The sequence below is a fragment of the Chryseobacterium aurantiacum genome (genome assembly GCF_003020585.1).
In the GTDB taxonomy this organism is placed as follows: Bacteria; Bacteroidota; Bacteroidia; order Flavobacteriales; family Weeksellaceae; genus Chryseobacterium; species Chryseobacterium aurantiacum.
Map to the genome: position 1 here is coordinate 678,098 of NZ_PXUE01000002.1, position 21,928 is coordinate 700,025.

20 protein-coding genes are annotated in these 21,928 nt (G+C 36.1%); 9 read left to right on the forward strand and 11 right to left on the reverse strand.

Going from position 1 to position 21,928, the window contains the following annotated elements:
• Nucleotides 1-44: 44 nt before the first annotated feature.
• The 3 genes from C7D53_RS09510 to C7D53_RS09520 form a co-directional block, all read right to left on the reverse strand.
• A complete protein-coding gene (locus tag C7D53_RS09510; RefSeq protein ID WP_106916136.1) occupies nucleotides 45-398 on the reverse strand; it encodes a four helix bundle protein in 354 nt (117 codons plus the stop codon).
• 41 nt (nucleotides 399-439) lie between these two features.
• Nucleotides 440-1,513, reverse strand: coding sequence for a carbamoyl phosphate synthase small subunit (locus tag C7D53_RS09515; RefSeq protein ID WP_106916138.1), 1,074 nt, complete (start codon nucleotides 1,511-1,513; stop codon nucleotides 440-442).
• 151 nt (nucleotides 1,514-1,664) lie between these two features.
• On the reverse strand, nucleotides 1,665-2,555 hold the full coding sequence (locus C7D53_RS09520) for an aspartate carbamoyltransferase catalytic subunit (protein ID WP_106916140.1): 891 nt from the start codon (nucleotides 2,553-2,555) through the stop codon (nucleotides 1,665-1,667).
• Between the two features lie 240 nt (nucleotides 2,556-2,795).
• On the opposite strand from C7D53_RS09520, the gene C7D53_RS09525 reads away from it, so the two are divergent.
• Nucleotides 2,796-3,257 carry an Lrp/AsnC family transcriptional regulator gene (locus tag C7D53_RS09525; protein WP_106916142.1) on the forward strand — a complete coding sequence of 154 codons (462 nt, stop codon included), beginning with the start codon at nucleotides 2,796-2,798 and terminating at the stop codon, nucleotides 3,255-3,257.
• Nucleotides 3,258-3,693: 436 nt separating this feature from the next.
• On the opposite strand, the gene argH is transcribed toward C7D53_RS09525, so the two are convergent.
• From argH to C7D53_RS09565, 8 genes are all read right to left on the reverse strand, one after another.
• Nucleotides 3,694-4,998, reverse strand: a complete 1,305-nt coding sequence (argH, locus tag C7D53_RS09530; RefSeq protein WP_106916144.1) for an argininosuccinate lyase — start codon at nucleotides 4,996-4,998, stop codon at nucleotides 3,694-3,696.
• 268 nt (nucleotides 4,999-5,266) lie between these two features.
• A complete protein-coding gene (locus C7D53_RS09535; RefSeq protein ID WP_106916146.1) occupies nucleotides 5,267-6,349 on the reverse strand; it encodes a M20 family metallo-hydrolase in 1,083 nt (360 codons plus the stop codon).
• Nucleotides 6,324-7,118, reverse strand: a complete 795-nt coding sequence (gene argB, locus C7D53_RS09540) for an acetylglutamate kinase (protein ID WP_106916148.1) — start codon at nucleotides 7,116-7,118, stop codon at nucleotides 6,324-6,326. The genes C7D53_RS09535 and argB overlap by 26 nt, the downstream gene beginning before the upstream one ends.
• A gap of 92 nt (nucleotides 7,119-7,210) precedes the next feature.
• Nucleotides 7,211-8,164 carry an N-acetylornithine carbamoyltransferase gene (locus C7D53_RS09545; protein WP_106916149.1) on the reverse strand — a complete coding sequence of 318 codons (954 nt, stop codon included), beginning with the start codon at nucleotides 8,162-8,164 and terminating at the stop codon, nucleotides 7,211-7,213.
• A gap of 179 nt (nucleotides 8,165-8,343) precedes the next feature.
• Nucleotides 8,344-9,483, reverse strand: a complete 1,140-nt coding sequence (locus C7D53_RS09550) for an aspartate aminotransferase family protein (RefSeq protein WP_106916151.1) — start codon at nucleotides 9,481-9,483, stop codon at nucleotides 8,344-8,346.
• A 264-nt stretch (nucleotides 9,484-9,747) separates the two neighbouring features.
• Nucleotides 9,748-10,713, reverse strand: coding sequence for an N-acetyl-gamma-glutamyl-phosphate reductase (gene argC, locus C7D53_RS09555; protein ID WP_106916153.1), 966 nt, complete (start codon nucleotides 10,711-10,713; stop codon nucleotides 9,748-9,750).
• 52 nt (nucleotides 10,714-10,765) lie between these two features.
• Nucleotides 10,766-11,962 carry an argininosuccinate synthase gene (locus C7D53_RS09560; protein ID WP_106916724.1) on the reverse strand — a complete coding sequence of 399 codons (1,197 nt, stop codon included), beginning with the start codon at nucleotides 11,960-11,962 and terminating at the stop codon, nucleotides 10,766-10,768.
• Nucleotides 11,934-12,530: a GNAT family N-acetyltransferase gene (locus C7D53_RS09565; RefSeq protein ID WP_106916155.1), complete on the reverse strand. Its 597-nt coding sequence runs from the start codon at nucleotides 12,528-12,530 to the stop codon at nucleotides 11,934-11,936. The genes C7D53_RS09560 and C7D53_RS09565 overlap by 29 nt, the downstream gene beginning before the upstream one ends.
• Nucleotides 12,531-12,690: 160 nt before the next feature.
• Between C7D53_RS09565 and C7D53_RS09570 the strand changes: the two genes are divergently transcribed.
• From C7D53_RS09570 to C7D53_RS09605, 8 genes are all read left to right on the forward strand, one after another.
• Nucleotides 12,691-13,107 carry an IS1/IS1595 family N-terminal zinc-binding domain-containing protein gene (locus tag C7D53_RS09570; RefSeq protein ID WP_106916157.1) on the forward strand — a complete coding sequence of 139 codons (417 nt, stop codon included), beginning with the start codon at nucleotides 12,691-12,693 and terminating at the stop codon, nucleotides 13,105-13,107.
• A 152-nt stretch (nucleotides 13,108-13,259) separates the two neighbouring features.
• Entirely contained in the window at nucleotides 13,260-14,639 is a 1,380-nt protein-coding gene (locus C7D53_RS09575) for a porin (protein WP_106916159.1), read from the forward strand.
• Nucleotides 14,640-14,691: 52 nt separating this feature from the next.
• Nucleotides 14,692-16,272: an MFS transporter gene (locus C7D53_RS09580; protein ID WP_106916161.1), complete on the forward strand. Its 1,581-nt coding sequence runs from the start codon at nucleotides 14,692-14,694 to the stop codon at nucleotides 16,270-16,272.
• Between the two features lie 43 nt (nucleotides 16,273-16,315).
• Nucleotides 16,316-16,543: a DUF6814 family protein gene (locus C7D53_RS09585; RefSeq protein WP_106916163.1), complete on the forward strand. Its 228-nt coding sequence runs from the start codon at nucleotides 16,316-16,318 to the stop codon at nucleotides 16,541-16,543.
• 77 nt (nucleotides 16,544-16,620) lie between these two features.
• Complete coding sequence (locus C7D53_RS09590) at nucleotides 16,621-16,815, forward strand: hypothetical protein (protein WP_106916165.1); 195 nt, start codon at nucleotides 16,621-16,623, stop codon at nucleotides 16,813-16,815.
• Nucleotides 16,808-19,510, forward strand: a complete 2,703-nt coding sequence (locus tag C7D53_RS09595) for an ATP-binding protein (RefSeq protein WP_394337080.1) — start codon at nucleotides 16,808-16,810, stop codon at nucleotides 19,508-19,510. The genes C7D53_RS09590 and C7D53_RS09595 overlap by 8 nt, the downstream gene beginning before the upstream one ends.
• A gap of 9 nt (nucleotides 19,511-19,519) precedes the next feature.
• On the forward strand, nucleotides 19,520-19,885 hold the full coding sequence (locus tag C7D53_RS09600) for a response regulator transcription factor (protein WP_106916169.1): 366 nt from the start codon (nucleotides 19,520-19,522) through the stop codon (nucleotides 19,883-19,885).
• Nucleotides 19,886-19,934: 49 nt separating this feature from the next.
• Entirely contained in the window at nucleotides 19,935-21,821 is a 1,887-nt protein-coding gene (locus tag C7D53_RS09605; RefSeq protein ID WP_106916171.1) for an AMP-binding protein, read from the forward strand.
• Nucleotides 21,822-21,928 lie beyond the last annotated feature (107 nt).

The window sequence follows — 21,928 nt, forward strand, 5'->3', positions numbered from 1 at the left end:
TACAAGATGTTAGATGTCAGACTTCAGACATCCAACAGGATGTTTTACTTTTTTAAATTAGATTTGAATGTATAAATCATTCTTTGAATTTCATTCAGATTTGATATTAAACTGTTAACTTTTTCTACATCAAGTAAATTTAATTCTCTAGTTAAAATTAACTGGGTCTGCAACTCAAAAGAGGAAGCATTTGCAATACCAAGAAAATGATAAAACTCTCTATCATTATTTCTTCCTGCGCCTTCTGCTATATTTGAAGGAATGGAGATTGCAGATCTTTTAATTTGAGAAATCAAACCAAACTTTTCATCTTTAGGTAATTCTAAACAAATGATATAAACCTGTTTTGCAAGTTCAATCGATTTTTGCCAAAAAACTAATTTTTCAAAGTTATGCATGATAGAGTCTGTTATCTGATGTCTAATATCTGAAGTCTTTCTTACTTTTTAAAATCTTCCATCATTTGAATAAACTCATCAAACAGGTAGTTTGCATCTTCCGGGCCTGGGCTTGCTTCAGGGTGGTACTGAACAGAGAAGCAAGGATGGATCTTATGTTTTAATCCTTCGTTTGTTCTGTCGTTCAATGCGATGTGCGTTTCAATTAGGTCTGTTCCTTTCAAACTTTCCTGGTCTACTGCATAACCGTGGTTTTGGGAAGTAATAGCTACTGTATTTTTCTCCAGATCCAATACCGGGTGGTTTCCTCCTCTGTGTCCGAATTTCAATTTAAAAGTTTTTGCTCCACAAGCAAGACCAATTAACTGGTGCCCTAAACAGATTCCGAAAATTGGAACTTTTCCTAGCAATCCTCTGATCATATCTAAAGCATGTGGTACATCTTCAGGATCTCCGGGACCGTTTGACAACATAATTCCGTCCGGGTTCATCAATAAGATTTCTTCTGCTGTTGTATCGTGAGATACTACAATGATATCACAGTTTCTTTGTGATAATTCTCTAATGATTCCCAGTTTTGCACCGAAGTCTACCAATACTACTTTGAAACCTCTGTTCGGGTTAGCATAAGGAGTTTTTGTAGAAACCTCTTCTACCTGATTGATTGGGAAACTTGTAGACTTCAACTCAGAAGCTATTGCAGTTTCATCAGCATCAGCGTTTACAATTTTTCCTTTTACCACTCCGGAGTTACGAAGAATTCTTGTTAGTCTTCTCGTATCAATTCCTGAAATTCCTGAAAGGTTTTTCTTTTTAAATAATTCATCTAAAGTAATCTGAGTACGGAAATTGGAAGGAAGATCGCAAAGTTCTTTTACGATAAGCCCCTTAATTGCCGGCTCGATACTTTCATAATCATCACGGTTAATACCATAATTTCCGATAAGCGGATAGGTCATACAAACTATCTGACCGCAATACGATGGGTCAGAAATCAATTCCTGATACCCTGTCATTCCGGTATTGAAAACTACTTCTCCTGCAGTTTCCAATTCTGCTCCGAAACCTTCTCCATGAAACACTTCACCAGACTCCAGTATTAATTTTTTCTTCATTTTTAAAAATTAGATTTTCTATTATTTTCTTTTTGTACAATTTCGGCTGCAAAATGTATTATAATTTGACTTACGATTTGTACTTTTTACTTTTTCTTATTTGTATAATGTCCGGGCTACCCCCTATCATATACATTATATGTTCTACAATTTACTTAAACGTAAACCCTTTTTCTTCTAATGCTTCTTTCAAGATTGCCATTCTTGCAAAGACTCCGTTTTCCATTTGTTTGAAAACTCTTGAGCGTTCACATTCCACAAGATCCGAATCTATTTCCACTCCTCTGTTAATGGGTGCCGGGTGCATGATGATCGCTTCTTTCTTCATAGCCCGTTCTCTTTCTTTCGTCAAACCATATCTTTTATGATATTCAGAAGCGGTAAAGCTCATTGCCGCATCATGTCTTTCGTGCTGGATCCTTAATAACATCAGAACATCCACTTCAGCAATAAGTTCATCAAGCGCAAGATAAGTTCCGTTGATTAAAGCTCCTTCATCAAACCAATGCTCCGGTCCCGAAAAGTATACTTTAGCACCTAATCTTCTTAAGGCCTCAGCATTTGAGTTGGCTACACGGCTGTGTTTTACATCTCCTACAATTCCCACTTTTAATCCCTCAAATGTTCCAAATTCCTGATAGATAGTCATCAGATCCAGCATGCATTGCGATGGGTGATTTCCTGTTCCGTCTCCTCCATTAATCACTGGAATCTTAATATTCTTTAGTTCCTCGAAGTATCTGTCTTTTTTATCTCGGATCACAACAAGATTTACTCCCAGGCTTTCAATGGTCTTCACTGTATCATAAAGACTCTCTCCTTTATTTACAGAACTGTGTGAAGCATCAAATGGAACAACCTGAAGTCCCAGTTTTCTTTCTGCAATATCAAAGCTCGTCTTCGTTCTTGTACTGTCTTCGAAGAAAAGGTTTGAGCAAAAAACTTCTCCTTCAATTTTAGCAGTTTTTCCGTTTGCAAAAGCTAGTGCTTCTGTCAGTATACTGTTGATTCTCTCGGTACTTAGTTCTGTAATCGTAAACATAATTCTAATTTTTGGGCATAAAAAAAGCGAAGACAACAATCTTCGCTAATAACAATAAATATCGTAAAGGGCGCTTTCGCCCGGTAAATCTAATGATATAAATGCTTTTTTATTCATTAGGTGCAAAGATACAGAAATTTTATGAACCTACAAAATCAAAGTTTCAAATAAATTAAAACCTTTGGTATTTTCTTATTCTCATTTAAAAGTGATATTTTTGTTAAAACTCAAATTAGTTTTATGGATTTAAAAGACAAAATGATTCTCAGCATTATACAGGAAGACTCCACTTTATCTGTTAAGGAAATTTCAGAAAAGATAGGTCTTACCTTTACTCCAACGTATGAAAGAATCAAACAATTGGAGAAGCATGGGATCATTGAAAAGTATGTTGGCCTCTTAAACCGTGAAAAACTGGGTTTAAATATTGTAGTCTACTGTAATGTTCGTCTCAAGGAACAATCCAAGAAAGTATTGGAAACCTTTGAAAAACATATTGGAAATCATGATGAAGTACAGGAAATCATCAGTCTTTCCGGAGAGTACGATTATATGTTAAAGATTATTGCAAAAGACATCAATTCTTATAACGAATTCGCCGTTAATGTGATTTCCAATCTTCCAAACATTGGGCAATACCATAGTTCCATAGTTTTGCACGAGGTAAAAAAATCTACCAAGTTCAAGATTGATCTGGAATAATCCCTTTTATTTTAAACTCATTATTAATTCCTATTTCACTTGCTGAAAATCTTAGATTTTCTTGGGTCTTGAAATAAGATGTATCATTATCATTTTGTGCCTTTGCGTTTTCCAACAGTTTTTTCTGATCTCTTATTTATTAGAAAAACGCAAAGACGCAAAAGAAGATTATAAACTTTATGCTTTAAGGCGCTAAGATTTTATCTCCGATAAAATTTTATGCAGCAGATCTTCTTAACTTACCTTCAAGTCTTCATCCACTTAATAGTTCAATTTATCAATCATCAAAGTCAAAGAGCGGAATAAAAAACCATTAAGACAACCTAAGTAAATAAGATTAAGGATTTACAAACGATAAAAAAATAAGGCGTGATCTAAAAGTAATTTTTAGATTCTATGTCTACTCAGGCCTTTTATGATCTTAATGGTTTATATTTTAGCCCAACAATTTATTTTTCAATTTATTGAACTGATATTCTATTTTATCCAGGCAAAGATTTCCTATGCTTCCCTGGTGGGAATGATCTAAGCTTCCTACCTCAAAATCAAACTCATTGTTTTCAATCTCCTGCCCTACCTTTACATAGGCATCACGGAAAGAGCTTCCGTTTTTCACTTCTTCATTAATCTTCTCTACACTGAAAAGGTATTTGTACTTTTCATCCTCCAGAATACCATCCTTTACCTGGATATTCGGCAACGTATAGCTTAGGATCTCCAGACATTCTTTCAGGGAGTCTATTGCAGGGAAAAGAATTTCCTTGGTCAATTGTACATCTCTGTGATATCCTGACGGAAGATTGTTGGTCAATAGAATTAACTCATTCGGTAAGGATTGGATTCTGTTGCATCGCGCACGAACCAACTCAAAAATATCCGGGTTCTTTTTGTGCGGCATTATGCTGCTTCCTGTTGTAAATTCCTTTGGAAAGCTTATAAAATCAAAGTTTTGATTCAAATATAAACATACATCATAAGCAAATTTACCCAATGTTCCAGCTAAGGTAGCCATAGACATTGCCAGTAGTTTTTCTGATTTACCACGCGTCATCTGAGCATATACCGAATTATAATTCATCGACTGAAAGCCTAGATTATACGTTGTACTTTCGCGATTAATAGGAAAAGACGAACCATATCCTGCAGCGGATCCCAATGGGTTTTTATTGATGATATTTTTTATTGAAAACAACATTTCTACGTCATCCAAAAGAGCTTCTGCATAAGCTCCAAACCATAATCCAAAGGATGAAGGCATTGCAATCTGCAAGTGGGTATATCCCGGAAGCAGTACATTTTTGTGCTGGTCTGCCAATTGAATTAAAATCTGGAAAAACTCGTCAGTAAGCGTTGTTATTTCACGAATTTCATCTAATAAGTACAATTTAATATCCAACAGAACCTGATCATTTCTTGATCTTGCAGTGTGGATTTTCTTTCCTGTATCTCCTAATTCTGCAATGAGAATCGCTTCTACCTGAGAATGGATATCCTCAGCTTCTTTATCAATTTCAAAACTACCTTCTTCAATTTTATTTAAAATATCGTTTAGTACAGATAGCATCTGTTCTGATTCTTCTTTGGAAATAATTCCGGTTTCTGCAAGCATTTTGCAGTGCGCCATGGAACCTTTGACATCATATTTTGCCAAACGTTCATCAAAGTCAAGATCCTTTCCTACCGTAAAGTTATTGACTAATATATTGGTGGCCAGGTCATCCTTTTGCCATATCTTTTTCATATAATTATTGATTTTTCTGAGATCATATACAAGCTTATAGCAGCTTCAGAATGATCTGATTTAAAATATTTGATTGATTTTGACATGCCCAGCAAGGCGATCCTTATTACTATTAACTATAAAAAAACATGTCCCTAATGTAAAGTTGTTGTTTCTAATATTTCTTTTTTGCATAAATCTTTATTAAAAACGTAAACTTTAGCGCCTGCTGAGCGTAGTCAAAATATATATTTCAGAGGTTAGCCATTAAAATTTTCTAAGTCCTCTTTTATAACACTTTCTCCAAAACCTGAATGTAGATTTCAATTCCTTCTTCTATTTCATTAATATAGATGAATTCATCCGCTGTATGAGAGCGCCTACTGTCTCCGGGGCCCATTTTAACTGATGTGCATGGAATAATGGCCTGATCTGAAGAGGTTGGCGAGCCATAGGTTGTCCTTCCTAATTCAAGACCTGCCTTTACATAGGGATGATCCATTTCTATTTTTGAAGAATTCAGCCTGAAAGACCTTGCCGTAAGTGCTGACTTCATTTGCGACTGAATAATTTCAAAGGCTTCTTTATTGGAATATGCATCTGTTACCCTTACATCCAATGTGAAATTACACGCCTCAGGCACTACGTTATGCTGTACTCCGGCATGAATTCCTGACAGTGTAACTTTAACTTCACCCAGATATTCTGAAACCTTTGGAAATTTAAAGTTTAAGATACTCTGCAGATCCTGCATACATTTGACAATCGAATTATCATCATTGGGATGAGCAGCATGAGAAGGAGTCCCCTTCATTTCCCCGTCTATCACAAGTAACCCTTTTTCTGCAATTGCCAGATTCATCTGCGTGGGCTCTCCTACAATGGCAAATTCTATATTGGGTAGTTGTGGAAACAGGGCCTCAATTCCGTCAAAACCAGAAATCTCCTCCTCTGCCGTCAAAGCAATCACTAAATTATATTTTAAATCTTCTTTATCATAAAAGTGCAGAAAAACCTGCGCCATAGAAACCAAAGAGGCTCCGGCATCATTACTTCCCAGCCCGTACAGCTTTCCGTCTTTTTCTATGGGAACAAACGGATCCAGGGTATAAGCCTTATTAGGTTTTACAGTATCATGGTGCGTATTCAGCAAAACTGAGGGTTTAAAGACATCAAAGTTCTTATTGACCGCCCAAATATTATTCTTGAAACGCTTTGTCGGGATCTGATGCTTTTTGAAAAAATTTTCAATCTCTACAGATGTATTGAATTCATCTTTACTGAATGAAGGAATTTCAATCAAATTCTTAAGTAATTCAACTGCATTATTCAACAATTCTTCTTTATTATAAACAGATTTCAGTTCCTGCATGATGACTTTCTATATGGTTTTTCAATTCGGTTTCTTTAATTAGAAACACTTTATTTACATTATTCTTTATTGCTCCCAGAGCATTTTCAAGTTTGGGCAAGATTCCTTTGTGTAGCTTTCCCTCTTTTTTTAAAACTGTAAAATCCTCTTCGGAAATACTTTTAATAAGGGATTCGGGATCGTCAACATTTTCCAGCACTCCCTGCTTATCAAAGCAATACAACAGCTCTACTTCATATTTGGAGGATAACGCCTGTGCCATTACTGATGCAATGGTATCTGCATTGGTATTGAAGAGATTTCCTTTTTTATCATGGGTAATAGCAGAAAATACAGGAACAAGGTTGAGCTTAATTAATTTTGAAAGCAATTTTTTATTCACGCTTTTCTTATCAATATCTCCTACAAATCCAAAATCTATTTCAGGATGTTCTCTTTTCTTAGCTTTTATTAAGTTCCCGTCTGCACCGGAAAACCCTATGGCATTGCATTTTTTTTGCTGTAATTTTTCAACCACATTCTTATTGATTCCTCCTGCATATACCATTGTTACAATATCCAATGTATCTTTATCTGTAATCCTCCTTCCGTTGATCATCTTTTGCTCCATGCCTAGCCTAGCGGCCAATTCTGTAGCTAATTTTCCTCCGCCATGAACAAGGATTTTCTTTTCTTTTATTTGGGAAAACTGATCTAAAAACTGATCCAGTAATCGTTCATCATCAATGAGCGCTCCGCCTATTTTTATGATGTACATTTTATTTTTCATAAGATTAAAGGATTTGATTACCTGCGTCTTATTTTACGATTCAAAAACGCTTTTTATACAATGGATTAAATGGTTACCACCTGATTCAATTACTATTTTATATTTTCTAATATTTCGCTGAACACTGCCTGTGCTGAGAAAATACGATTCTTGGCTTGCTGATAGATGATTGAATTTTCCCCATCCATAACCTCATCGCTTAATTCAACATTACGACGAACAGGAAGGCAATGCATCACCTTTGCCTGATTGGTATTTGCCAGTTTTTCATTGGTCAGCATCCAGTTTTCTTTTACTTCTGGCATTGCTGCATAATCATCAAATGATGACCAGTTTTTCACATAAATAAAGTCTGCATCTTTTAAAGCCTCATCCTGATCGTGAATTACTTGTACATCTTTCGTGAAATTTTTATCCAGATCATATCCCTCAGGATTAGTGATCACCAATTCAACATCCATTTCCTGCATCCATTCTGCAAATGAATTTCCTACAGCATGAGCAATGGGTTTAATATGCGGTGCCCAGGTTAAAACAACTTTGGGTTTATAATCCTTTTTCCAGTTTTCTGTAATAGTGATACAATCTGCGAGACTTTGCAACGGGTGACGGGTTGCTGATTCTAAGGAAATAACAGGAACTTTTGCATGTTTTTCAAACTGACTTAGGATGCTTTCATTTACATCATCTTCTTTGCTCTTCATTCCTGCAAAACAACGCACTGCAATGATATCACAGTATTGGTTCAATACCTCAATAGCATCTTTGATATGTTCTACTGTATCTCCGTTCATCACGGCTCCATCAGCAAATTCAAGATTCCAGGCTTCCTGTGCTGCATTTAGCGTCAATACGTTTAAACCTAAGTTTTGTGCTGCAATCTGGCTGCTCAAACGGGTTCTTAAACTTGAGTTTAAAAATACCAGACCTATTGTTTTTCCTTTTCCTTTTTCTGTTTCGGAAAGAGGATTTTCTTTTATTTGTAAAGCTTTTTTTATGATTTCCTGTAAGTTTTCAACATCACTTACAGCGGTAAAATTTTTCATTTTAAATTGATTTTAAAGATTTTGTTTACACATTAAATGTTGTTTTAACCACAAAAATTTTTATTTAAACACTTTAGAACACCTGAGTTTTAAAAGTTCACTATTTTGAAAATATATAAGATGAAAATCAAAGGTTTTCAAAAACTTAAGTGTTTAAACTCTTTTGTGACTTTTGTGGTTTAAATTTTCTCCAATACTATTTTCAGAGCATTGATGAAAAGGTCAGTTTCCTCTTTTTGGATATTAAGTGCAGGAAGAATCCTTAAAACACTTTTATCATTAGAGTTTCCTGTGAAAATATGATGATCGTAAAGCAAGCTGCTCCTTACCTCCGAACAGTCCCTGTCAAGTTCTATTCCGATCATCAACCCTTTCCTTCGGATTGATTTAATATGTGGTAAATCTTTAATTTCATTTTCAATATATTCGCCCATTTTTTGAGCATTTTCGATGAGATTTTCATCTTTCATCACATCCAGAACAGCAATTGAAGCTGCACAAGCTAAATGATTTCCTCCAAAAGTAGTTCCTAGCAAACCATTGCTTGCCTGAAATTTCGGACTGATTAGTACTCCGCCAACCGGAAAACCATTTCCCATTCCTTTTGCCGTTGTAATGATATCTGCTTCTACTCCGAATTCCTGATGAGCAAAAAAATATCCGCTTCTTCCGTATCCTGACTGTACTTCATCTAATATTAAAACAACATCATATTTCTCACACAATTCTTTAATTTTAGATAGGAATGCTACAGTGGGAATCATAATTCCTCCAACTCCCTGAATTCCTTCAATGATGATGGATGAAATTTCATTTCCATGTACTGCAAAAGTTTCTTCAAGTTGTTCAATATTATTCCATTCAGATTTGATAAATCTTTCTGAAAAGTTCACCGGAGCCACAATTTTCGGATTATCTGTTACAGAAACTGCAGCAGAAGTTCTTCCGTGGAATGAACCTGAGAAATAAAGAACTTTGCTTTTTCCGTTATGAAAGGAAGCCAGCTTTAAGGCATTTTCATTGGCTTCAGCACCCGAGTTACAAAGGAAAAGGCTGTAGTCCTCATATCCTGAAAGTTTTCCTAATTTCTCAGCCAGTTCAGTCTGTAATTCATTCTGAACAGAGTTGGAATAGAAAGAAATTTTCTCTAACTGCTCTTTAAGTTTATTCTGATAATGCGGATGATTGTGCCCAATGGAAATCACTGCGTGACCACCATAAAAATCAAGATATTGTTCTCCCTTATCGTCCCAAAGAAAAGATCCTTGAGCTTTAACCGGATTGATATTAAATAATGGATATACGTTGAATAAATTCATTTCTTATTTTTTTATATTTTTCTTTTGTCTTGAAACAAAAGAAACAAAAGTTTAAGACGTGGAAACTTTCGCTAAAAAATATTTTTGTTCTCTAAAAATTCTAAAATTTGTGCGAAATCGGCATTTGTATCACACTTCGAACAGTAGAATTTTCTTAACATTCACAAAATTATTTTTCTTAACGCTCCATTTTCCTAGGTCGGTTTTGATTAAGCTTTAAAAATTCACGATTAGCTTATTGACAATTGACTTTTAAGTTTTCTTTTAAAATGCAATAGGTTTTAAGTTTAATCCTGAGTTTTCTTCCCAGTCCATTGCAATATTCATATTCTGTACTGCCTGTCCTGAAGCTCCTTTTAACAAATTGTCAATCGCCGAGTGAATAACTACAACATTTCCACTCTTTTCAATCTGAATCACACAACGATTGGTATTGACAACCTGCTTTAAATCCATTGCCCTTTCACTTATTGTAACAAAAGGCTCATCTGCATAAAAATCCTGATATAACTGTTCTATTTCTTTTAGTTCCAAATCTATTTTCACGGTAGAGCTTGTAAAAATCCCTCTTGCAAAATCTCCTCTCCATGGAACAAAATTCAGGTTTACTTCTTTATTATTAAATGAAATTAACTGCTGCAAGATCTCATCCACATGCTGATGTGTTAAAGTTTTATAAGCCGAGATATTATCATTTCTCCAGGTAAAATGAGTGGTTGGCTGCAGAGATTGTCCGGCTCCTGTAGAACCTGTGATCCCTGTGGTGAAAACCTCACCCAACAACCCTTTTTCTGCTAATGGAAGCAATGCTAACTGAATAGCTGTTGCGAAACATCCCGGGTTTGCAATACTCTTTGAACCTTTCAGTTGTTTTTTATTAATTTCCGGCAGTCCGTAGATAAAATCTCTATTTTCAAAATTTCCATCCAAACGGAAATCATTTCCTAAATCAATTACCAACGTTTCATCTTTAACAGGATTTTGGGTTAACCAATTCTGACTTTCCTTATGAGGAAGGCATAGAAATAGAATATCTACCTCTTCAGGTTTATCCGTTAATACTTTTTCACAAACCGTCGTTAAATCCGGGTACAAGTCCGATATTTTTGTTCCCGAATTTGAACGACTATATAAAAAACTCAATGTCACATGGGGATGAAAAGCCAGTAAGCGTATCAACTCACTTCCTGTATAGCCATTGGCTCCTACAATTCCTACTGTTTTCTTCATATTTTAATCAATAGGATCATATCCTACTTTTTATTAGATTGTCCTTTCGGAACTAGTTGATATTTGGGTTAATCTGATGATATATATTCAAAGAATTGCTTACAATTTTTGTATATCCTTTCACATCATCTCCTGTCCATGCTCTGTTCGCCTCACCATAACTTCCGAATTTATCAGACATCAGGTCGTGATCAGATTCAATTCCGTTTAAGATAAATCGGTATGGGTGAAGAGTTATGAATACTTTTCCACTTACCGTTTTCTGGGAATCTCCTAAGAAAGACTCAATATTTCTCATCACAGGATCCAGGAAAAGTGCTTCGTGAAGCCAGTTTCCGTACCAGTCTGATAATTGAGACTTCATCATTTGCTGATATTTTGAAAGCGTATGCTTTTCCAGTAAATGGTGCGCTTTAATAATCACTGAGGCTGCTGCCGCTTCAAATCCTACTCTTCCTTTAATTCCTACGATGGTATCTCCTACATGAATATCACGACCAATACCATAAGCAGAAGCCAATTCCTCTATTTTTTGAATCGCATATACGGAATGCTCAAAGCTTTCTCCGTTTACAGCAACCACTTCTCCATTTTTAAATTCAATCTCCAATTCTGAAGGTTGAGTTTCTTTAATTTGTGATGGAAACGCTTCTTCCGGCAGATAATTTCTTGAAGTCAAGGTTTCTTTTCCTCCCACAGAAGTTCCCCAAAGTCCTTTATTTACTGAATATTGCGCTTTATGGAATTCCATTTCGTACCCATGATCTTTCAGAAACTCAATTTCATCTTCACGAGACAAAGCCATATCACGAATTGGCGTAATGATCTCAATATTAGGACACATCACCTGGAAAATCAAGTCAAAACGAACCTGGTCATTTCCTGCGCCTGTACTTCCGTGCGCAATGGCATCAGCCTTTACTTCAATGGCATATTTTGCAATTTCCTGTGCCTGAATGGTACGTTCAGCACTTACTGAAAGAGGATATGTATTATTCTTCAACACATTCCCGAAAATTAAATACTTTACACAAGAATTGTAATAGTCTTCCTGAGCGTCTACACACCTATACTCTTTTACCCCAAGATTTAAAGCTTTTCTCTCCAACTCTTTTTCCTCTTCCTTAGAAAAACCTCCGGTATTTACAGTAACGGCATACACATCATACCCTAGTGTTTCACTAAGATATTTAGCACAATAGGAAGTATCCAAACCTCCACTAAACGCTAAGATGACTTTTTTCTTCATAATATTTATTTTCAGGCTGATTGTTGACAGCCTCATTTTCTTTTATATTGTCCGGAACAAATAACATAGCTGTACAAAGACAGTTTTTACGTTCCTTATTCATTAATATTTCATAGTTCACACAGTTCTTGCATCCATTCCAGAACTCCTCATCCTGAGTCAGTTCTGAATAAATAACCGGCTTATATCCCAAATCACTATTGATTTTCATTACAGCAAGTCCTGTTGTTAATCCGAATACTTTTGCTTCCGGATATTTTTCTCTAGATAATTGGAAAACCCTATGCTTAATTTGAGTAGCAACACCTCCGTTCCTGAATTTAGGTGAAACAATCAACCCCGAATTGGCAACAAACTTCCCGTGTGACCACGTCTCTATATAGCAGAAACCTACCCACTCCCCGTTTTCAGTGGCTACCACAGCATTGCCCTCTGAAATCTTTTTACTCAAATATTCGATAGAACGTTTTGCGATTCCCGTTCCTCTACGCTGTGCAGAATCATACATTTCCTGCTGTATTTCACTCACATACATTAGATGTTCGCATGAGGAAACTTCTATTTCCATTTATTTATCTAATTTTTTTGGCAAATTTAAAATATAATTACTTTAAAAACCAAATAAAAAAGATATTTTTTTTGTTTTAAAAATTTATACAGGTAAAATTATCTTTATTGAAAAATATACATTTGCTAATTTATTATATATTTGCTAAAATAATATAGTTATGGAAAACATATGTCCTAAATGCCAGAGTAACAAGGTGGTTAAAAGTGGTATTATCAACGAAAAACAACGCTTCCATTGTAAGAGTTGCAACTATTATTTTACCGTTAAAAAACTAGGGAAACAAATTGATGATTATTACGTAACCAAGGCTCTTCAACTTTATCTGGAGGGTTTAAGTTATCGTGAAATTGAAAGAATCATCGGTGTTTCACATGTTACTATAAGTTCATGGATCAAAAAATACAATATTACAAGGCCTCCCCATTCTGAGTTTCATCCTGTATATAAAATATTAAAACAAAATGAGTTAATTGAATATATAGCACAGGAAGAAAATATCAAAAACTCCGGAATCATCATCACTCAATTTGCGGACAAGTACATGCTGATTAAGTGGGAAAGGTTTAAGAAATAGATAAAGAAATCAAATATCATTTTAAAATATTGACAATCAGTAAAATATTAATAAAACTATACTATTAGCACTAATATATATTAAATTTTCATAAATAAATTATTAATTCCAATTTGGCTTTCACAAAAAACAACGCCAAAAATTGATAATTTATGAAGAAATTGCTTACATTTATTGGATTAGCCTTAATCAGCGGATCAATGTATTCGCAGGGCTCTCCTGATTACGGCAGCGGACTGAAAGTAAACCTCAATCCTGAGGGAGACAAATTCATCAGATTTATTTTATGGGACCAGCTTTGGTTAAGAAATACATCCATGAACCCCGGAAGCATGGTTGGAAGTGAGCCTACAGACAACTCCTGGAGTATAGGAAACAGAAGGTTACGGGCCTTAACGTATGCACAGATCTCCAAAAGATACATGATTCTTCTCCATTTTGGAATCAACAATCAGACATTCATCAATGGTGGCGCTACGGGAACTTCAGGGACAGGAGGTTACGGAAACGGAAAGAAAACCCAACTGTTTTTTCATGATGCCTGGAATGAGTATGCAGTTATTTTACCTGGAGAAGCGGGAAAATTCAGTTTATCTTTAGGAGCCGGGCTTCATTATTACATGGGACTTTCCCGTATGACTATGGCTTCCACCCTTAATTTCCTTACGGTTGATTCTCCTGTTTTTTCATGGCCTTTAATAGATAATTCTGATCAGTTTGCAAGGCAGCTCGGAATGTTTGCCAAGGGAAAATATGGAAAACTTGAATATCGTTTCAGCTTAAACAAACCTTTTGCAACCGACCTTACTCCGGCAAATGTAACTGACCCGTCAAGAGCTGTAGCCGTAGATAACAACGGAAATCCCAGTTTTTCAAAGGCAGGATATGTAGAATACCAATTCCTTGATGAAGAATCCAATACACTCCCATTCAAAGTAGGATCCTATCTGGGAACTAAAAAAGTCTTCAATGTTGGCGCAGGGTTTTATCACCAGAAAGACGGAACAAGAACTTCAGTTAATTCCAATATTGAAAAGCACGACATTACTCTTTTTGCTGTAGATGCTTTTGCAGACATACCATTGGGAGAAGCAAAAAATAAAATGGCAGTTTCGGCCTACGCGGGATATTACAACTACAATTTCGGACCTAATTATGTAAGAAATCTGGGAACCATGAACATAGCAGCTTCTGATCCTAATTTTATCGGAAATAAAGCTATTGCAGGCCCAGGAAACCTACAGCCGACCATTGGAACAGGTAATATTATCTACGCTCAGGCCGGTTTACTATTACCAAGTCAGGCAGAAAAACCAAAGATCAGAATACAGCCATTTGCGGCCTATACTCATAAAAGCTTTGAAGCTTTCGACAAATCTTCTTCACAGTTTGATATAGGAGCCAACTGGTTTATAGATGGGCATCACGCAAAAATTACCACACAATATTCCACAAGACCCGTTTACACGAATCCCACAGAAAGTCCATCCTCAAAAGGAGAATTCATTCTGCAGTTTCAGATTTACCTATAATCCGGGAATGAATCCTATTATTATTTTCAACTAACATCAAAAACTAATCAATATGAGCGAAAATCATCACGAAAGCTACGAGAATATGACCGACAAGCAGAAAAACCGCACCATTTGGAGTGTGATTACTGCTTCATCCCTCGGAACATTGATAGAATGGTATGACTTCTACATTTTCGGAAGTTTGGCCATTGTTTTAGCTACAAAATTTTTCCCTGCAGATAATCCTACAGCAGCATTTTTATCTACTCTTGCTACTTTTGCAGCCGGATTTGTTGTAAGACCTTTTGGCGCCTTGTTCTTCGGTAGACTCGGAGATATTATCGGAAGAAAATATACATTCCTTGTTACTTTACTGATCATGGGATTCTCTACATTCCTTATCGGATGTATCCCAAGTTATAAAACCATTGGATTTATGGCTCCTGTTTTGGTTTTAATCCTAAGATTATTGCAAGGGTTAGCCCTTGGAGGGGAATATGGTGGTGCTGCAACCTATGTTGCCGAATACGCACAACCTCATCGAAGAGGCTACTGGACCTCATGGATACAAACTACAGCTACAGCAGGACTTTTTATTTCACTGATTGTTATTTTAATTACAAAAACTTCACTTTCTCCGGAGGAATTTGATAATTGGGGCTGGAGGGTTCCTTTCTGGATCTCTATTTTGATGGTTGCTGTTTCTTATATCATCAGAAAAAACATGAAAGAATCTCCACTTTTTGCAAAGGCTAAGAGTGAGGGAAAAACGTCTAAAAACCCTTTAAAGGAAAGCTTTGGTAATAAGTACAACTTTAAATTTGTTCTTCTTGCCCTTTTTGGAGCCGCAATGGGACAAGGGGTAATCTGGTACACCGGGCAATTCTATGCCATGAGTTTCCTGCAAAAGGTAATGAATGTAGATTCTATGCAGGTAGACTACTTAATGGCTACTGCTTTGTTTTTAGGAACACCATTCTTTGTATTCTTTGGCTGGCTGTCTGATAAGATCGGAAGAAAGGCGGTTATGATGACGGGAATGCTGATTGCCATCTTAGCGTATAGACCTATTTACGACAGCATGTTTAAAAGTGTTAACCTTGAAAATAAAACAATTGCATCCAATGGAATTACCGAAAAAAGAATAGCTAAAATCCATAATGATATTGCAACAGACAGCCTTGTTACTTTTCACAAGGAAACTCTTTACACAGATGGAACTTTAATTAAAAAAGATAGTATTACTCATTGGTCTCCAAGTGGCCCCGTAATGAAAGATGGAAAAGAGGAGGAACCAAAAGTATCCCAATCTGTAAAACTAAGTGATGACACAAAATGGTATCTGGTGTTCCTTGTGTTTATTCAGGTCATTTTTGTAACCATGGTTTATGGACCTATCGCTGCATTTCTTGTTGAAATGTTCCCTGTGAGAATCCGTTACACCTCAATGTCTTTACCTTATCATATCGGAAACGGGGTCTTTGGAGGACTTCTTCCGGCTGTTGCTACTTATCTTGTAACCACAGGAAAGGAAGCAGGACATGCTACATGGTACCTTGAGGGGCTTTGGTATCCGATTGGAGTAGCCGCAGTATGTTTAATCATCGGATTATTTTATCTTAAAAACAAGAACAATAATCTTCATGATTAATCATTAAATCACTCAAATTTTTATTAATTTTAAAACTACTAAAATGAACGGACTAAAAAAAATATTAGGTATTCTCTGGATCGCAATAGCGGTGATTGTAGGATATTTCGGAATTACAGTACTGGGAATACCAAAAATTGCCTCAGGAAAGCAGGAAGATCTGGTTTTTGGGATCATTATTTTATTTGTACTGATGCCGATTATCTCAGGTGGAATGGCCATCTTCGGATACTATTCTTTAACAGGAGAATATTCTGACGATAAAATATAGTTATTAAAAATAAATGATAATTGATGAATGACAAACCCAATGTCTATTCATCAATTATCTTTTGCAACCCATTATTTATGAAGAAAAGACACGAACAAAAACTGGTTATCCTAAGCATCGGACTGATGATTGCTTTCAGTATTCCTATATCACTGCTTTTCAACAGAGATCGGGAAGTTTTAGGATATCCTATGATTCTTATCTACCTGTTCGCTGTCTGGATGATCTCCATCATTATTTCTTTTGTAATCGTAAAAAAATATGATGAGTAGTTTCGCGTTGTTTTTCGTAGTTCTTTTTTATCTGGCTCTCCTTTTCTTAGTTGCTCATCTGGCAGAGAAGAAAAGAAGCAAGCTCTGGATCAACAATCCTTACATTTATGCATTGTCTTTGGCTGTGTATTGTACTGCCTGGACTTATTACGGAAGCATTGGCGTAGCTGCTACAAGCGGATTAAACTATCTGCCCATCTACATTGGTCCTATTATGATCATTCCGGCCTGGATCTACATCAATACAAGAATCATAAGAATTTCCAGAGTCAATAAAATAAGCAGCCTTGCAGATTTCATTTCCCTGCGATACGGAAACAGCAGAAGCCTCAGTGCCATTATCACTATAGTTTGCCTTTTGGCTATTGTTCCTTACATAGGATTACAGATAAAGGCGATTTCGGAGACTTTTCATTTGGTGACAGAAACTCCAATGTCAAAGGATATTTTAACAGATAATGCTACTTTTGTTGTAGTTCTTATTGCATTATTCTCCTCTTACTATGGAACCCGATATGTAGATGCTTCAGAAAAACGTCTGGGAATCATTTCAGCCATTGCCCTTGAAAGTTTTTTAAAGTTGTTTTTCATTATTATTTTGGGGCTTTTTGTAATTTACTATGTATTTGACGGATTTTCGGACATTTACCAAAAAGCAAGTCAGTTTGAAGATTTTAAAGAAAAAAATACATTTAACGGAGTTGAAGGAGCCATGAACTGGATGGTCTTGTGTATGATTTCTGCTACAGCCATCTGTATTTTACCAAGACAATTCCATACAGCCATTATTGAAAACAGACAGGAAAAGCACATCAGAACTGCAATCTGGTTTTTCCCACTTTATCTTTTGATATTTACAGTATTCATCTTTCCCATCGCATGGGGAGGAAGATTAATTTTTGATGGTCAAAAAGTAAATCCGGAGTTCTACTCCATTTTGATTCCACAGCATTTTGACAATACTCTGATTACTGTTTTGGTTTTTCTCGGTGGATTAAGTTCATGCATTTCCATGATTATTATTTCTGCCATTACATTGTCTATCATGCTTTCCAACAACCTTATTATTCCATATGGATTGCTTGGAAAATTTAAGTCTGAAAATGAAGAGCAAAATACAAGAAGTATTACCAACATTAGAAAATTCAGCATTTTCGCTTTGATTATCATGGCATTTGGTTTCTACAAATACTTCATTTTGAAGACTTCGCTGGACTCCGTAGGGCTAATTTCCTTTGTTGTAATTGCTCAGTTGGCTCCGGCATTTTTTGGGGCATTATTTTGGAGAAGAGGAAGCTATAAAGGTGCTGTTGTAGGGCTTGCAGCCGGATTGGCAATCTGTTATTTCGGATTAATCATTCCACAATATTATTTCTCATACAATCAGGAATTCAAAGGAGTTTTAAGAGATATGTACAATTCTTTTGGCTTCTTCAACATTCCTTATCTGGCAAAAATCCCACAGATTTTCTTTTGGTCACTTTTGCTCAATACAGGTTTATTTACCATTATTTCAGTCAGTACAAAAGGGAATTATCGTGAAAGAAACTTTGCAGAGTTATACGTAGACATTGACAAATACATTCAAAACCATGAGAATGCTTTCATATGGCGAGGAACAGCCTATATTTCTGATATTCAAAATATTCTGGAAAGATTTTTAGGCAAAAACAAAACCGACCAGGCTTTAAGAATCTTTAATTTAAAATACAATATTGATTCCAAAACCGAAACAGCCGATTCAAGATTCATTAAGTTTTCAGAAAACCTTTTGGCAGGAAGAATCGGTACAGCATCAGCCAAGATTTTAATTGAAGGGGTAACCAAGGAAGATAAAATATCTTTAAAAGAAGTATTAAACATCCTTGAAGAATCTAAGGAAAACATCAGCATCAATAAAAAACTTACAGAACAATCTGAAGAATTACAAAAACTTTCTGATGACCTGAGAACAGCTAATGAAAATCTTATCGTAAAAGACCGCCAGAAAGATGATTTTCTGGATTCCGTTGCCCATGAATTGAGGACTCCTATTACCGCCATTCGTTCAGCAGGAGAAATATTAGCAGATGATGATGATATTCCTTTTGATATTAAGCAGGAGTTTTTGAATAACATTATTACAGAATCTGACAGATTGAGCGAAATCATCAATGACATTCTTTATCTTGACAAGTTACAGCATGGTGAAATCTCATTAAATATTCAGCAAAATAATATTCTGGAAACCTATAAAAAGGCTCTTAGCCCACTCCTCCATCTGATACAGCAGAAAAATATTCATTTAAGCGAGGTCAATCTTTTGAATCAGTTTATATTTGACTATGATGAAGCAAGAATGATTCAGCTGTTTCAGAATATTTGGGGAAATGCCTTAAAATTTACAGATGAACAGGGAACTATACAAACCAAACTGTTTGAAAAAGATGATCAGTTGATGATTACCATTTTCAACACAGGAAAGCATATTCCGGAGGAAGATCTTGAGATGATCTTTGACAAGTTTTATCAGTCCAAAAATCAGAATATTTTAAAACCAACGGGAAGCGGGCTTGGGCTGGCTATTTCAAAAAAAATAGTGCAGGCTCATAATGGAAGCATAAAAGCGGAGAACAGTGGTCTTGGCGTAACTTTCACTCTCAGTTTTCCGGGAAAACTAATTAATGAGATTAAAAATGAAGTTGAACAACTTTAAAAAGCATTTATGAGAAAGATAATCATTGCAGATGACGAGCACAAAATATTAATGTCGCTGGAATACAGTTTTAAAAAGAACGGCTACGATGTATATATTGCCCGTGACGGAACAGAGGTACTCGATTTTTTAAAAACAATGGTTCCTGATGTCATTCTTCTCGACATTATGATGCCCAATCTGGACGGCTACAGCACACTGGATATCCTCAGACAGAATGAAAAACTAAAAGAGGTAAAGGTTATTTTCCTGAGCGCTAAAAACAACCCAAGAGACATTGAAAAAGGATTGGAAATGGGCGCTGACGCCTATGTAACGAAGCCTTATTCAATCAAAAAACTAATGCAACAGATTGAGGAAATGTTTGGAGAATAAGAAAGCCAATAAGAGGTTTCAGATAAAAAAACACTAATACGATATTGACATGAATGCAGATATTCAATTTAAACATAGCATAGAAAACAAAGAGGATTTCTGGAAAGAACAAGCCGCGGAAATACAATGGTTTGAATTTCCACAACAGATTCTTTCTAAAGACCCCAACGATTACCCGCAATGGTTTTCGGATGGGAAGCTTAACATGTGTTATTTATGCATTGACAAACATATTGAAGAGGGCTTTGGAGATCAGAATGCTATTGTGTATGATTCTCCTGTAACGGGTCAGAAGAAAACCTACACTTTCAATCAGGCAAAAGAAGAAATTGCAAAGCTTGCAGGCGGTCTGGCTTCTTTGGGTCTGGAAAAGGGAGATACAGCGGTTATTTATATGCCCATGATCCCTCAGACTCTTTTTGCAATGCTAGCCTGTGCAAGAATTGGAGTCATTCACAATGTCGTTTTTGGAGGGTTTGCCCCTCATGAACTGGTCGTAAGAATTGATGACTGTAAACCGAAAGTCTTAATCACGGCAACTGCAGGAGTAGAAATAGCAAAAAGAATCCCTTATCTTCCATTGGTAGAAAAAGCCATTGAACTTGCACAAGATAAGGTAGACAACATCATTGTTTACAATAGGAAATTAGTTGATAACCAGCATGAAATGTTTGACGGACTGATTGATTATGAAGAATTGGTTCAAAAATCAGAACCCGCAGATTGCATTTCCGTTGAGTCTACCCACCCGCTTTACCTGCTTTATACCTCAGGAACCACAGGGAAACCCAAAGGAATTGTTCGCGATACCGGAGGATACGCTACCGCACTAAAGTATTCCATGAAATACATTTATGGGGTGGATGCCGGAGAAACATATTGGGCAGCCTCAGACTTTGGATGGGCTGTTGGGCACAGCTTTTCTGTATATGGGCCATTAATCAACAGAAATACCACTATTATTTTTGAGGGAAAACCCATTATGACTCCTGATGCAGGAACTTTCTGGAGAGTTATTTCGGAATACAAGGTTTCCGTAATGTTTACCGCCCCTACAGCAATCAGAGCCATCAAAAAAGAAGATCCCAATGGGGAATTGGTTAAAAAATACGACCTGTCACATTTCAAAAAGCAATTTTTAGCAGGCGAAAGATGTGATGTAGCCACATTGGACTGGTTTGAAGAACATATAAGAGTTCCCGCAATTGATCACTGGTGGCAAACCGAATCAGGATGGCCCATGCTGGGATTAATGACCATTGATGATCAATACAAAATAAAAAGAGCGTCCGCAGGAAAACCAATTCCGGGATATGATATTAAAATTTTTGATGAAAACGGGCTGGAACTGGATCCCCACCATGAAGGTTATCTGGTAATCAAACTTCCTCTTCCCCCTGGAGCATTACTTGGAATCTGGAAAGACCATGACCGTTTTGAAAACAGCTATTTATCACAATATAAAGGTTATTATTTTTCCGGAGACGGCGCCATACAAGATGAGGACGGTTATATTTTCATCACAGGAAGAGTGGATGACGTGATTAATGTTGCCGGACACAGACTTTCTACTTCTGAAATGGAAGAGATTGTTTCCTCACACCCGGATGTTGCCGAATGTGCAGTAGTAGGCATTGATGATGACCTGCGGGGACAAGTTCCTTTTGCCACCGTTGTTTTAAAAAATGGTTCAGAAATTTCAGAAGAAAATATAGAAAAGGAAATCATTCTGAAAGTCAGAGAAAAAATAGGAGCTGTTGCTTTTTTGAAAAGTGTGATGGTCGTAAAAAGGCTTCCAAAAACACGTTCCGGAAAGATTTTAAGAAAATTAATCAGAACCTTATTAGACGGAAAAGATTTTCAGATTCCATCTACCATTGACGATGAAAAAATCATTGAAGAAATTCAGGAAAAAATCAATGAATATAGGGCCTAAGCGAAAAATTAAACATATATTTAAGTATCATTTTTAATCCTTTAAACAACAAAAAAAAAGGAAAGTTCTAAATACTTTCTGTTACTTAAATTTTAACGTTTAGCATT

Coding starts and splice junctions, on each gene's coding strand:
- C7D53_RS09565 (WP_106916155.1), bottom strand. CDS start 12,530: ATGGAAATAGAAGTTTCCTCATGCGAACATCTAATGTATGTGAGTGAA.
- C7D53_RS09550 (WP_106916151.1), bottom strand. CDS start 9,483: ATGAATTTATTCAACGTATATCCATTATTTAATATCAATCCGGTTAAA.
- C7D53_RS09535 (WP_106916146.1), bottom strand. CDS start 6,349: ATGCAGGAACTGAAATCTGTTTATAATAAAGAAGAATTGTTGAATAAT.
- argH (WP_106916144.1), bottom strand. CDS start 4,998: ATGAAAAAGATATGGCAAAAGGATGACCTGGCCACCAATATATTAGTC.
- C7D53_RS09545 (WP_106916149.1), bottom strand. CDS start 8,164: ATGAAAAATTTTACCGCTGTAAGTGATGTTGAAAACTTACAGGAAATC.
- C7D53_RS09575 (WP_106916159.1), top strand. CDS start 13,260: ATGAAGAAATTGCTTACATTTATTGGATTAGCCTTAATCAGCGGATCA.
- C7D53_RS09525 (WP_106916142.1), top strand. CDS start 2,796: ATGGATTTAAAAGACAAAATGATTCTCAGCATTATACAGGAAGACTCC.
- C7D53_RS09515 (WP_106916138.1), bottom strand. CDS start 1,513: ATGAAGAAAAAATTAATACTGGAGTCTGGTGAAGTGTTTCATGGAGAA.
- C7D53_RS09600 (WP_106916169.1), top strand. CDS start 19,520: ATGAGAAAGATAATCATTGCAGATGACGAGCACAAAATATTAATGTCG.
- C7D53_RS09590 (WP_106916165.1), top strand. CDS start 16,621: ATGAAGAAAAGACACGAACAAAAACTGGTTATCCTAAGCATCGGACTG.
- C7D53_RS09560 (WP_106916724.1), bottom strand. CDS start 11,962: ATGAAGAAAAAAGTCATCTTAGCGTTTAGTGGAGGTTTGGATACTTCC.
- argC (WP_106916153.1), bottom strand. CDS start 10,713: ATGAAGAAAACAGTAGGAATTGTAGGAGCCAATGGCTATACAGGAAGT.
- argB (WP_106916148.1), bottom strand. CDS start 7,118: ATGAAAAATAAAATGTACATCATAAAAATAGGCGGAGCGCTCATTGAT.
- C7D53_RS09580 (WP_106916161.1), top strand. CDS start 14,692: ATGAGCGAAAATCATCACGAAAGCTACGAGAATATGACCGACAAGCAG.
- C7D53_RS09585 (WP_106916163.1), top strand. CDS start 16,316: ATGAACGGACTAAAAAAAATATTAGGTATTCTCTGGATCGCAATAGCG.
- C7D53_RS09510 (WP_106916136.1), bottom strand. CDS start 398: ATGCATAACTTTGAAAAATTAGTTTTTTGGCAAAAATCGATTGAACTT.
- C7D53_RS09595 (WP_394337080.1), top strand. CDS start 16,808: ATGAGTAGTTTCGCGTTGTTTTTCGTAGTTCTTTTTTATCTGGCTCTC.
- C7D53_RS09605 (WP_106916171.1), top strand. CDS start 19,935: ATGAATGCAGATATTCAATTTAAACATAGCATAGAAAACAAAGAGGAT.
- C7D53_RS09520 (WP_106916140.1), bottom strand. CDS start 2,555: ATGTTTACGATTACAGAACTAAGTACCGAGAGAATCAACAGTATACTG.
- C7D53_RS09570 (WP_106916157.1), top strand. CDS start 12,691: ATGGAAAACATATGTCCTAAATGCCAGAGTAACAAGGTGGTTAAAAGT.